General features: G+C 58.5%; 10 protein-coding genes and 3 pseudogenes. 8 read left to right on the forward strand and 5 right to left on the reverse strand.

The window, feature by feature from the left end; genetic code table 11:
* The first annotated feature begins 52 nt into the window (after positions 1 to 52).
* The 3 genes from AWB70_RS21495 to AWB70_RS21505 all read left to right on the forward strand — a co-directional run bounded on the left by AWB70_RS21495 (position 53) and on the right by AWB70_RS21505 (position 2697).
* On the forward strand, positions 53 to 1189 hold the full coding sequence (locus AWB70_RS21495; protein WP_053572551.1) for a porin: 1137 nt from the start codon (positions 53 to 55) through the stop codon (positions 1187 to 1189).
* Positions 1190 to 1860: 671 nt separating this feature from the next.
* On the forward strand, positions 1861 to 2121 hold the full coding sequence (locus AWB70_RS21500) for a DUF4148 domain-containing protein (RefSeq protein WP_053572552.1): 261 nt from the start codon (positions 1861 to 1863) through the stop codon (positions 2119 to 2121).
* Positions 2122 to 2304: 183 nt separating this feature from the next.
* Positions 2305 to 2697 carry a DUF305 domain-containing protein gene (locus AWB70_RS21505; RefSeq protein WP_063786790.1) on the forward strand — a complete coding sequence of 131 codons (393 nt, stop codon included), beginning with the start codon at positions 2305 to 2307 and terminating at the stop codon, positions 2695 to 2697.
* A gap of 431 nt (positions 2698 to 3128) precedes the next feature.
* On the opposite strand, the gene AWB70_RS21510 is transcribed toward AWB70_RS21505, so the two are convergent.
* Positions 3129 to 4019: a LysR family transcriptional regulator gene (locus tag AWB70_RS21510; RefSeq protein ID WP_053572554.1), complete on the reverse strand. Its 891-nt coding sequence runs from the start codon at positions 4017 to 4019 to the stop codon at positions 3129 to 3131.
* Positions 4020 to 4148: 129 nt separating this feature from the next.
* Between AWB70_RS21510 and AWB70_RS21515 the strand changes: the two genes are divergently transcribed.
* The 3 genes from AWB70_RS21515 (at position 4149) to AWB70_RS21525 (ending at position 6613) form a co-directional block, all read left to right on the forward strand.
* A complete protein-coding gene (locus AWB70_RS21515; protein WP_053572555.1) occupies positions 4149 to 4724 on the forward strand; it encodes an isochorismatase family protein in 576 nt (191 codons plus the stop codon).
* A gap of 69 nt (positions 4725 to 4793) precedes the next feature.
* Positions 4794 to 5867 (forward strand): alkene reductase, encoded by a 1074-nt coding sequence (locus AWB70_RS21520; protein WP_053572556.1) that lies wholly within the window; start codon positions 4794 to 4796, stop codon positions 5865 to 5867.
* An 8-nt stretch (positions 5868 to 5875) separates the two neighbouring features.
* Complete coding sequence (locus AWB70_RS21525; RefSeq protein ID WP_053572557.1) at positions 5876 to 6613, forward strand: pirin family protein; 738 nt, start codon at positions 5876 to 5878, stop codon at positions 6611 to 6613.
* Positions 6614 to 7202: 589 nt separating this feature from the next.
* Here AWB70_RS21525 and AWB70_RS39330 read toward each other — a convergent pair.
* Positions 7203 to 7514: pseudogene (locus AWB70_RS39330) on the reverse strand (methyl-accepting chemotaxis protein); the annotation flags it as partial.
* A 143-nt stretch (positions 7515 to 7657) separates the two neighbouring features.
* On the opposite strand from AWB70_RS39330, the gene AWB70_RS21535 reads away from it, so the two are divergent.
* Entirely contained in the window at positions 7658 to 9562 is a 1905-nt protein-coding gene (locus AWB70_RS21535) for a hybrid sensor histidine kinase/response regulator (RefSeq protein ID WP_053572558.1), read from the forward strand.
* 291 nt (positions 9563 to 9853) lie between these two features.
* Positions 9854 to 9952, forward strand: a pseudogene (locus tag AWB70_RS39335) (IS5/IS1182 family transposase); the annotation flags it as partial.
* Positions 9953 to 10080: 128 nt separating this feature from the next.
* On the opposite strand, the gene AWB70_RS21540 reads toward AWB70_RS39335, so the two are convergent.
* The 3 genes and pseudogenes from AWB70_RS21540 to AWB70_RS21550 form a co-directional block, all read right to left on the reverse strand.
* Positions 10081 to 10680: an RES family NAD+ phosphorylase gene (locus AWB70_RS21540; RefSeq protein WP_053572559.1), complete on the reverse strand. Its 600-nt coding sequence runs from the start codon at positions 10678 to 10680 to the stop codon at positions 10081 to 10083.
* Positions 10677 to 11300 (reverse strand): hypothetical protein, encoded by a 624-nt coding sequence (locus tag AWB70_RS21545; protein WP_060854184.1) that lies wholly within the window; start codon positions 11298 to 11300, stop codon positions 10677 to 10679. Before AWB70_RS21545 ends, AWB70_RS21540 begins: the two co-directional genes overlap by 4 nt.
* Positions 11301 to 11572: 272 nt before the next feature.
* Positions 11573 to 11803 (reverse strand): annotated as a pseudogene (locus AWB70_RS21550) (ProQ/FinO family protein); the annotation flags it as partial.
* Between the last annotated feature and the right edge of the window lie 399 nt (positions 11804 to 12202).

Here is a 12202-nt window from a genome sequence, read left to right on the forward strand (position 1 = left end):
TACGAGAACGGCGCAATCCGCTTATCGATTCACCACTTTGTTTGGAAATCACATGAAAAGGACTTGCCTGGTTGCGGCGGGAGCCGTCTGCTTGCTTGCGGGAGCCGCACACGCGCAAAGCTCCGTCACGCTTTACGGCATCATCGACACAGGGCTCGAATATGTTTCCCATGCGAATGCGTCGGGCGACCGCGTTATTCGCATGCCCGCCATCACCGGCTCACTGCCTTCGCGATGGGGCCTTCGCGGCAGCGAGGATCTTGGCGGGGGATATCGCGCGCTATTTGTTCTCGAAAACGGCTTCAACGTGCGCGCGGGCGATGCGGGTCAAGGCGGCCGTCTTTTCGGACGGCAAGCCTGGGTAGGCCTCGGTTCGGAATACGGCACGCTGACGTTCGGCCGTCAGTACACGATGACGTTCTACGCGCTGCTCGAGAACGACGTGATGGGTCCGGCCATCTACAGTCTCGGATCGCTGGACAGCTACATTCCGAATGCCCGAAGCGACAACACCATCGCCTACAAGGGAACATTCGCGGGATTCACGCTCGGCGCAACCTATTCATTCGGGCGCGACGCGGCAGGAACCGGCAATTCGCCCGGACAGGGCACGTGCGCCGGATCGGTGCCAGGCGACTTCCAGCAATGTCACCAGTGGTCCGTGATGGCCAAGTACGACACGCGCAATTTTGGCGCGGTGGTCAGCTATGACCAGCAACGGGGTGGTACGAACGCAGCCGCCAACTTCTTTGATGGCGTGGCGACGACACCGATTCCCAGCAGCGGCGACAAGGACACACGGGCTCAGGCCAATGCGTACGTCAAATTCTTCGGCGCGACGATCTCGGGCGGATGGCTTGGACGCTGGGTCGATCCGGCGGCGCAAGCAGCCGCGAGCGTCAAGTCGAACATTTTCTATCTGGGCGCCAGCTACGTCATCACGCCTTCTCTCTATGTCGATGGAGCGGTCTACCGGATTCTCAATCACGATCACGACACTAGAGCGACGCTCAGTACGATTCGCGGCATCTATTCCCTATCGAAACGAACGGCCGTCTACGCGCAGGTTGGCTTTCTTGGCAATAGCGCGAGGGCGAGATATACGCTGAGCGCCGGTGGCCCGGGAACGACGCCGCCGCCGGGGGCGAATCAGACCGGCGTCATGATGGGGCTTCGACAGCTCTTTTGAAGATCAGGCGTCCGGCGCTCACGAGTCTGAGGGCAAGGGAGAGCCGGACTTCCGAGGACGGAGCTTTCAGACCGGACAAGCGCCATCGTTGAAATCCCCCCAGACTTGGAGATACATAATGAATGTCAGCTCTCAAACTGCGGCTTCACGGGCCTCGACGTTGAACGAACGTGCGGAGCGCTGGAACCGCTTTCGCTGGTCTTGGTCCCCCGCCACGTTTCAGTGGGACTGGATGGACCATCACGAAGTGCCGCTCGAATCGCATCGCTCGAACGATGGAACCGAACGACGCTGATTGCTTACTCGATGATTTGGGCGATCGTTACCTTGGCTACCGGTTCGCGCACCGCAGGCTCAGGTTGCAGCGCAATCAGAAGTTGCGTGCAGGGTGCGCTAGCCTCGCGATTGAGCAGCACTGACCGGCGCGCCGGTGACGGCCGAGTTGGATGGGGCGGCCGTCGCGCATACGTAGCGAAGCTTGAGTAAGGCGGTGCGAGCGCCGGGTTACACCCTCCCGCCGTGCCGAAGCGCTCGTGGCATGGCGAGCGATTTTCCCATTTCTAGCGACAAACTGTCTCGCAAATCGGTATTTACCCTCATGAGACTAGCTCATAGAATTCGGGGGCAGCACTTAGAAGATGAATTGCTGCCACTCGAATCACGGAGGTTTCATGAAGGCGCTCGCCCGAATCGTTATAGCTGTTTCTTTTTTCTCTTTCGCGCTCGGTGCTTCGGCTCAAGCTGCGGGGGAACGGACCCGCGCTGAAGTGCGCGCAGAGCTCGCTCAGTACGAAAAAGCTGGGTATAACCCAGCCGACTGGATGCATTTTTCAGAGAACCTTCAGAGTGCCCGCGCGAAGATTGAAGCAACCGGAAAAGGGGCGCAGACCCACAACGAGCAATTCAATGTGACAAGGGAGCCGATTCGGTGACCGGTTCAGCTGCTAATCGCATAGGGACGTTGAAGCTGCGTTGAACGCACCTCCTGGTCTGCGCCAAGTGGGTCCAGGCGAGCAGGTATCTCTTGCTCTTACCCAAGATCTATGCATCGCGGAATGCCGGTTCCTCGTTCACGAGCCCACGCCGGCACTCAGCGCAGACTTTTTGAGGACACAATGCCCAATTTCAGAGCGCTTCTCTTGTCAGCAGTAGTTCTCGCCTCTGCAGTAACCGGAAATGGTTGGGCGCAGCAGCCTCCGATCAACCCAGGACCTGCTGCGCGAGCATCGGACGTTCCGTCGACCGACGCTTACAGAACTGCCAACCAAGCCATGATTCAAGGCAAGACGAATTTGCCATACACCGGAGATGCCGACTACGATTTCGTGGCTCAAATGACGCCGCTTTACCAAGGAGCCGTAGATGTAGCAAAAGTGGAGCTCCAGTATGGAAAGGATCCTGAGCTACGCAAGCTGGCTCAGAGCATGGTGTATTCGCAGCAGGCGCAGCTCAATTTCATGCGTACGTGGCTCCAGACACACCAGCCAGCACCGACGTCAAAGCAATGAGCCTCTGCTCGCAGACGCAACGCACGGGGCATCTTCGTGTGGAACCGGCGCGCGCCACCCCGAAAAACACGACGCCACATATCAGTTTTAGAAGTAACCGGCGAATGAGGGGTCGTTCTCAACTAGTACAATCGCCGTTGAATTTCGTGGCATTCCTAGCGACGCTCGGGCATTACTCAAGACGCATCTCTTCGAGACAGCGACGAGCTGCGCCCCGGCTCGCCCTACCTTGGTGACTCCCCGATAAGCAACGGCGCTCTTCCGAACAGCGGAGTAAGGTTATTGAAGCGTAGCCGGAATATACATTTCCCCCCGCAATGCCGACGTGCAAGTCGTGAGGATGATAGCAGCAGCGCTCGTGTTAAAGAGATGTCGAACTCAGACGACAGCCAAAGCGTCACTTCTTAGTAGGCTCGGTCGATCTGAGCAAATCACTGTTGCGCGGTGAGCCGCTTAATCAGCCACGAACCGGCCGGCCCCGGCGGCGCATCCGTGCGGTACATGATCTGTAATGGATACATGCCGCCGGGAAGCTCGGGAATGTTGAGGCGAACCAAACGACCTGATGCAAGGTCGTCGCGCACCGAATGTTCGGGCATATAACCCCACCCCAGGCCGGCGTTCAACAATGCTCGCTTCGCTCCGAGATCGGAAAGCGACCACGTCTCCGGAGCGAACACAGCCATTGTCGTCTTGTCTTCAAAGGCGCTCCGCACGGTAAGTAGTATTTGCCGATGATGCTTCGATGCGCCCACAACACCTCGTTCGGGCCCGGCTAAAGGATGAGATGGAACGGCGACCGGCATCATCTCGACGGCGCCAATCGCCACGCGCTCAAGATCAGTTTCGTCGCTATGCAGCAGTCCTCCAATACCTAACCGCGCCACCCCTTGCTGAACTAGCCGCGACACCGCGCTTAGGGCTTCGACATTGAGCCTTATCGTGACGGTGGGGAATTCTTCTTCAAAGGCCCGGATGGCGTCAATCAGCCTTTCAACCGGGAGCATGACATCAACGACCAGCGTTAATTCGGGCTCTAAGCCTTCAAGAATGCCGGCGACGCGTGCTTTTAAGTCGTTGAGTCCCCCCGCAAGATTGCGCGCCTGTGCAAGCACGATTTTCCCATTATGGCTCAGAGTCAGTCGTCTTGAATTGCTTCGATCAAACAGTTCGATCCCAAGTTGCTCTTCAAGTGCCGCTACCGAGTAGCTAATTGCCGAGGTAGCGCGTCTCAGTCGCCGCCCCGCGGCAGCGAAACTACCCTCGTCCACCACGGTTATGAAGACGCGAAGCTGGTCAAACGTGGGCGTGCCTACGATCATCGTATTCAAAATTTTTGAACAACAAGAACGGCATTTTACGGCTATTTCGAAAACGCGATCAAGGTTAAATTTGAAGCGTGCCCAGGCGAGAAGCGCCTTGGCAAAAATCTCAAAAGATAGGAGTTAGCCATGCATAAGAAAGCCTTTACCCCGGAAAATGCCGCAATTCTGTTGATCGATCACCAAGTTGGGACTCTTGCCTGGACGCATTCGCACGACTTGAATCTGGTGCGGGAAAATACCTTCAAGCTGGCGCGGATCGCAAAAGCGGCCAAGATCCCTGTGGTGCTCACATCAAGCATGGAGGACCGTGCTCAGGGGCCTTTGCTCCCTGAGCTACAGGAGATACTCCCGGAAGCCTTCGCTGCCCGTATTAAGCGGCCGGGCATTGTGAACGCTATGCACCACGACGGGTTCAATGAAGCGGTTGCCGCTACTGGACGTACGAACCTAATTGTCGCAGGTGTCACGACGGACATCTGTGTCAACTTTCCGGTCCTTCAGATGCTCGATGAAGGCTATGAAGTCCAGGTGTCGGCGGACGCATCGGCATCGAACACCAAATTTGGTAATGAGATCGCGCTGCGCCGCATGGAAAGGGCCGGCGCTGTCATTACGACGGTCGACCAGATCATCGCTGAACTTGCTGTCGATTGGACTACTCCTGTCGGCCAGCAACTTGTCGCCATTCTGAACTACCACTAAACAACCGTCTTACCGGCACGCCTCACTGCATCGTCCGCGGACGCTTAAAGCAATCCTGGAGTACCCATCATGAATCAATTGTTTTGCCCGGTGCGCATCGGCCGGAATCAACTGTCGAATCGAATGGTCATGGCACCGATGACGCGCTCGCGAGCACTTGGCGATGGAACGCCCGGCCCGCTTGCAGCGCAATACTACGCACAGCGCGCGGGCGTCGGTCTGATCGTGGCGGAGGGCACTCAGCCGTCCGACGACGGTCAGGGCTATCTGGCGACACCCGGCATCTATACCGATCGGCATGTAGCAGGCTGGCGAACTGTCATCGAAGCTGTACATGCAAAAGGCAGCCGCATGTTCATTCAACTGATGCACGTCGGTCGCATGTCGCATCCTGATAATACGCCCCACCATCGTCAAGGCGTAGCCCCGTCCGCCATTGCTCCGGCAACCGGAATGTTCACCGCCACCGGTATGCAGGATATTCCGGTGCCGCGAGCGTTGCAGACGGATGAGATCGCCGGAGTGGTAGAGGAATTTCGTATCGCGGCCCGTCGCGCCATCGAGGCCGGTGCGGACGGCGTCGAAATCCACGGTGCGAATGCCTATCTCGTCCACCAATTTCTGGCGCAGAGCGCCAATACACGCACGGATCAGTATGGCGGGTCGATCCAGAACCGCAGCAGGTTCGCACTCGAAGTCGCTCGCGCGGTTGCCCAAGAGATTGGAGCTGACAGAACGGCTATGCGATTGTCGCCGGGCCTGTCGATCTGGGGTATCGACGAGGGTGACGAGGGACCGGATTTGTATCGCTATCTCGTCTCCGAACTCGATAAGATCGGGCTAGCGTATTTGCACATTACGATCAAGGACAACGACGCCTTGCTGGCGGAGCTTCGACAGCGGTGGTCGAACCTACTGATGCTGAACCGGCCCGGTCGCACAGCGGCCGAGGCAGGAAGCGATGTCGCATCGGGCCTGGCCGATCTCGAGTCCTTCGGGCAACTCGTGCTGGCGAACCCCGACTTTCCCGAGCGGCTCAAGCTCAATGTGCCGATGAACAAGCCGGACCCGGCCACGTACTACGGCGGAACGGATGTAGGGTACACGGACTACCCTTCGCATAACGAAACGTTGGTTGCGTAAGGAATATTATGTTCTCGCTTACACCACTGGAAGCGTTCACGCACGGCGATGACTTCCGAGCGCTCTCGGTGCGCGATTCGGAACGCATCCTAAATCCGTTTCTCGGTGTTGATCATGCGTGGATGGGTGGCCCGACGTTCCCGCCTCATCGTCACGCCGGGATGTGCGCGGTCTCCTATCTCTTTGCCGATTCCGAAACCGGTGTGCTTAACCGCGATTCGATCGGCACACGCAACCTAATCAGGCCCGGCGGGCTGCACTGGATGACTGCCGGTTCAGGGATCGTTCATGAGGAAGTGCCGGCCGAGTCGGGAAAGACCGTTCACTCACTGCAGATTTTCGTCGACCTGTCGGATGGGAAAAAGAGCCTCGATCCGTTCGCGTTGATCGTCGAGCCCGAGGACGTTCCGGTCGTCCAGCGAGGGGGAGCGATCATCAGGATTCCCGTCGGCAACTTCGACGGAGTTCGTTCGCCGATAAGTCCGCCAACGCCAGTGACGGTCCTCGACGTTTCGCTCGCGGCAGGGGCTGAGATCCGCATTCCACTTTTGACTACCGCAACCGGTCAGACGTTGTTCGTCTTGGTGATCAGCGGCGCAATCGCTTGTCTTGGTCGGCGCTTCGCCGCCGAAGGACCCGCGATTCCCGTAGTTCGTGGACCGCGGAAAGAGGAGGGCGTCACCGTCGCGGCGGCGGACGGGCCCGCACAGGCAGTCGTATTCATCGGTGCACAGCTGCATTCCTGAAGCATGAAAGCTCGAGTATCGCCTTTCCAGCCGTACTGAGGCCGTCAATCAGCAGGCCTTGGCGATTGTCTGATTACGCGTGTCGGTTGACTCGATTAAGTCCATCAATGCGCACGCGACGGCCAACTGTGCCGGTAAGAGGTGCCGCGCTTCGAGAATTCGCGTGACACGACGCCGCCAGTAAGTAAGTGGCAGAACCGGTCATGCGGCCGCGACTTCCAATGCGACGGCGCGGTGCAGATGCTCAAGATCCGCGTCGATCAGCAACAGTTCATAAGCGGCTGAGGGCGACAGATGGTGTTGTTCCATGCTTCATCTTATCGGCACTGGAGCGACTTTCCTAAGCCCCCGCCGATGAAATTCGATCGGATGCAGCGGAACGTTGAACCTTGTGCGAGATCCTTGGGCTCCAGTGACTGCGTCATGAACAGCAAGGCCGGTTAAGTCGCCGTCGATCTTCTCACGGCAGGCGATCTGGTGTCGGTCGAGGGCGCGAGTTTTGCGAAATTATCGACAGATAGTTCGACTCGCTGCGAGCAACTGCCGCTTAAGGCATCGGGCCTCTTATCCCGGGTTGGAATGCCACGAGCTAAATGCTCTGCCGGTTTGCATTGCCTGCATTGCTGGCTGTTGTGACAGGCGCTTTGCGCGGAATAACGAACTTTCGCTTCGCGACCGGACGCTGGTTTCCGACGGCAGGACGAGCCGAAATACTTACAGATCCAGCTAGAGGATCGGGCAGGCGGAAAGTCGAAACCAGCTCACGAAGCGTGCTTGACTGCAAGGCTATAGACTGCGACGCTGCGGACGCTTCTTCAACGAGCGCCGCATCTTGCTGCGTCACCTCATCCATCTGCATGACGGCCGGATTGACTAGTTCGATCCGGGTATGCTGCTCCAGGTCCGTACAGCGGCCTAGCTGCTCATCTACTTTCGACTCTCCGGGCCTGAAAGCCCGGCATTTTTTTCGATGCACCCAATACGTTTCCGTATGGGGAATGCTTAATGCGTAAGAACAGATCCTTCACAGAGGGAGAAGGCTCGATGATCGTCCGAATCGCACAATATTCTCTCAGGAAGCGACTCGTTTTCGGCGTTGGTTCAACAATCGCTATCTTGCTCGCGCAGCAATCGTTGACCATGTTTGCGCACGGAAGGCTGACGTTCCTCCTCATTAGTGCCTCGCTACCTTTCATCACCGTGTTATTCGGCGCATCCTCCGGAGCGCTGCTTTTGCTAACTGGGATCTTGTTTGGTGCGCTGTGGATGGACCCGATTGGCCAATTGGTTGTTCCGGGTCATGCCGACCAGATTGTGATGCTGGCGTACACGGTTGTGGGCACATTCCTCGTCGTTGCGGGTCAGCAACTCGCCAAGATGGCACAACGTGCCGGGCGAGCCGAAGCAGCGACCCGTGATGCGGCGGCGCGCGTGTTGCAGGTCGAGCGCGATTCGCGCCATCGGTTCGACGTTGCGTTGAACACTGCCGGGGTGCCGTTTTTCATCGTTACTCCCGTGCTGCGGGACGGCCACATCGCGGAGCTTCGGTGGGACTACCTCAACGAGGCTGCCGCACGGCTCTTCAACCCCGCCGCAGGGGTTATAGTCGGCAGTTCGACGTTGTATGTAAGTCCAGCTGGGTGGGATGCGGACCTGCTGCTTAGCCGCCTTGCGCCACTTGCGGAACGCGACGGGCGCGACGCCTTTGACGTGCGCGTGGATAAAGCAGAGGGTGATCAATGGTTCCACGTCGTTGCCGCGTCACTGAGCGGGTCGGTGGTCGCTTGGTTTGGTGACGTGACGGCCCGGGTACGGGCGGAATGGGCGCTCGAGGAAGCAGACCGGCGCAAGGACGAGTTCCTCGCCACGCTCGCCCACGAGCTGCGCAACCCCCTTGCGCCGATCAGACAGGTGGCGGAGATACTTGCGCAACCACGACTGACGGATGAGGGCAGGAAGTGGTGCGTCACAGTGCTGCGTCGCCAGTCTGCAGCGATGGCGCTCTTATTGGACGACTTGCTTGACGTGTCACGGATTACGCGCGGAGCGCTGACATTGCGCAAGGAGGTCGTGTCCCTCCGGGAAGTTGTCGACGAGGCAGTCGAGATCGCAAGGCCGATTCTCGGAGCTAAAGCGCACGAGCTCGTTGTGAAACCGCCCCCGCGGCCATTGCACGTCGAAGCAGACCGCCTCCGACTCGCTCAGGTGCTGGGCAACCTGCTGACGAACGCCGCGAAGTACACCCCACCGGGTGGGCACATCGAACTGGCAACGACGGCAGAAGACGCAGAGATCGTGCTGTCGGTCGCCGACAATGGGATCGGGATCGAGCCCGACAAGCTGTCGGCGATTTTCCGGATGTTTTCGCAGGTGAATCGCGATCACCATCGCGAAGGAGGCCTTGGGATCGGCCTTGCGCTTTCGAAGTCGCTGGTTGAGCTGCATGGGGGCCGTCTGACGGCGTCGAGCGCCGGGAAAGATCGAGGAAGTTGTTTCTCGATTCATCTCCCGGCCGAAATTCGGGTGGTGGCCTCGCCGGCACCAGCGCGTGACGCGCCAGCCGTTGTGTCGGCGCTTGTGAGGCGTCGCATACTGGTCGTTGACGACAATGTGGATGCAGCGGATGCGCTCACGGCGCTCCTTGAGCTTGAGAGACACGAGGTGCGCACGGTCTATTCGGGTGAGGAAGCAATCGATATTCTCCGTCACTACGACCCCGAAGTAGTTCTGCTCGACCTCGGTTTGCCGGGGATGAGCGGACTTGATGTCGCGCGTCGCATACGAACGATGCCTGCAACAAGGGAAGTGACGATGATTGCCATCACTGGATGGGGGCAGCCCGACGACCGTGCGCGGACCGCCGAAGCCGGATTTGACTTCCATTTTACGAAGCCAGTTGATGTCGCCCAGCTCAACGAAGCGATCGATAGCGCGGGCACAGCTGCCTGACGCGCACCCAAACACCGACGCGCGCAGACCACGCAGTGCACAGCGGCTTGTCGAACTCTTGGCGAACATTGCACTTAAGTTTAAGCCAATCATTACGCGGCCAGACCTGTCCGGCGCGTCAGCGCGCTTTCGCCGCGATCCCCTCTAGCCGCATCTCGCGAGTAGATGCGAGCAGCGCGTAGAATCATGCGCTAACTCGTCCGAGAGTCGCGATCGGTCCTTCAAGATTGGCGAGCAGGGCGTCTAGCCGGTGTGTGCACCCGCCGCGAGGCGCGGATTCCCTCTTCGAACGACTTTCGCCGCCTGCGCACGCGAGTCGAGCGGCTCGCGGTCCGCGGCGCCTTCCTGAAAATCGCATGTTGCATCATCTGCTTGCGGCATCTGCGTTAGGGCCTTTCGCGACTATGATCGAGACCATTTGACATAAGGAAAGTGATCGATGTTTATTTAGGAATTCTACCTTTATTTGATGATAGACTGGAAAATGGACGTCTGCGAGCTCGGGGCGGTCAACGGCTTCAAACTTTGGCCACCCCAATGCGATACTGACCTACGAAAGCGGGCCAGTCGACGTGCTGCGCCAGCGGGAGATCGTCGACCACCACGACTTTCGCTTGTGCCCGGTGGAAGAGAGCGATGCATGTCGCGGGAAAATTGTTCCGCGAGGGATAGAGCAGGCCGTCGAAGGCTGGGGTGCCGGTGTTGTCGAGCGCCTCGTGAATCTGCCGAGAGAGACGCTGCGTGTGGATGTAACGTCGGCTCGCGAGTTGGCCGAGATTGAGGCCGAACTCCCGCGCCATTACGCCTGGTGCGGTCATGTCGGCCAAGTTCAGTCGATCGACTACACCGACAGCACGCACAATGCGTCCACGTATCTCGCTTAGCGTAATGGTCCGCGAACGGCTTCGGTGCCACTGGTGCTGATGAAAAACCGACTCCATCAATGCTGTCGGAAGGTCGAAGCCCAGGTACAGAACCCCATAGCTACCCGTCGGATCGTCGTATCGATTTGTGGAGCGTGTACCAAAATAGAGCGGCGTGGCGGCGTATTCGACTCGGCTGATGTGTTGGAGCAGTTCTCCGGCCGCAACGACTCGGCTTGGAATCGACAAAGTCAAACCGCTTCCTCGCCGTGAACACCGACCGCGTTCAGCACAACTTCGACAAGTTGGTCGAAGTTGCCCGGCGTCACGGCTTCGATAGGTGAGTGACCACCGAGCGCGTCATTTCGAGACGACAGCGCACGATAGAGCGTCCATGAGTCAACTGACGCCGCTCGGGTGAGCGCCTCGCGCGTGAATTTAAGCTTCAGCGGATCAAGCTGCCAGTCGGGCAATCGCTGACCCCGACGACCCACGTCTAATGAGAGAAGGCGCCGAGGCTGTGCTGACAGATCTTTATAAATCTGTTGGCGCGACTTGTGTGCGAACCGGGCAAACTCCGTCAGCGGAATGTTCCCGGGTGCATCGTATGCGCGCAACAGCGCTGCGCGTCCGCGCTGCACATCGGTCGCCGACGGCTGCCAAGGGGACTCTGCACGAAGCGCGCGCGCTTTCGCTCTCAAGTCCGCGGTGGTCTGGAGCGGCGAGGGTGCAGCCTCAGCAAATTTCTCTCGAATCAACGCGTTCAGCTCGGCGATGAAGGCATCCTCGTCATCGATGCGTACGGCGCGTTCGAAACGATGAGCGTCTTCAGCGGTGATTTCAGGGAAATCCATGGCGGGCATTGGTTTGGACATGGTTCGGCCTCGTGCGAGACACAATACCAACACATTGAACGCATTTGTCGCGTTTGTCAACTTTGTCGCCTTTGGTTGGGCTTCCCGGTCACGCAGCGAACCGATTGCACATTGGGCTTGGCGACGGTGATAAAGGCGACTGGTAACATGGCACGCACGATGGGATTCGCACAGCTCGCTGCTCAAAGGGCAGCTGAACCGGGGCGAACGCAGCAAAACGGTTGCTTCATACTCGACGTCATCACAAGTTGGACGCAGAGTATCGGGACCAGTCAGGAAACGGCTTCGACCGCGGTAACGGCGCTAGCATTCGCACCGGTAAGGTCTACGCGCACATTGCCTTCAATGAGACAGGTCCAGTAGCGTTGGCCGCGGCACCAGAGCTTGATGCCATTACGAGCGTCTCGCTCGCTCAGTTCGAGCGACGCCGCTCGGGCAAGCACGTCCTTAAGAATCCCAAGCTTGAGAGGCACCTTCGGTGCGGGACTGCGCGGAAAGGCGCGCGGGAAGTCGTTGCAGCGCCGTCACTGCGCGCACCGCTGCGTTAGCGGACGTGCGCGGACGCTTCGGTGGCCGCTTGATTTCTCGGGTGACGATAGCGAGGAACCGTCACGGTCAACCGCGTTGACCGGCGGAGCACTCTGCGATGGCACAACAATTTGACATAAATCTATTTATCATTTTTATGTAAGCGGCTAGCTAGCTTGTCGTTTCAACCGCTTATAACCCGGTTTCCCGTGAAACTATTAAGGGTCCGCCCCGATTTTACATTTTGCTCGACTTCCAGTCGTGCGCGCAGTCAAGCCACCGCTTCATCCTGAGAAATGTCCGAACCTTCTCTGTTCTATCGACAGGCGCGCCCTTCTCGTTGCCTGCAGCGGTTTGGCAATCATCTTATATCT

The organism is Caballeronia cordobensis (genome assembly GCF_001544575.2).
Lineage (GTDB): Bacteria > Pseudomonadota > Gammaproteobacteria > Burkholderiales > Burkholderiaceae > Caballeronia > Caballeronia cordobensis.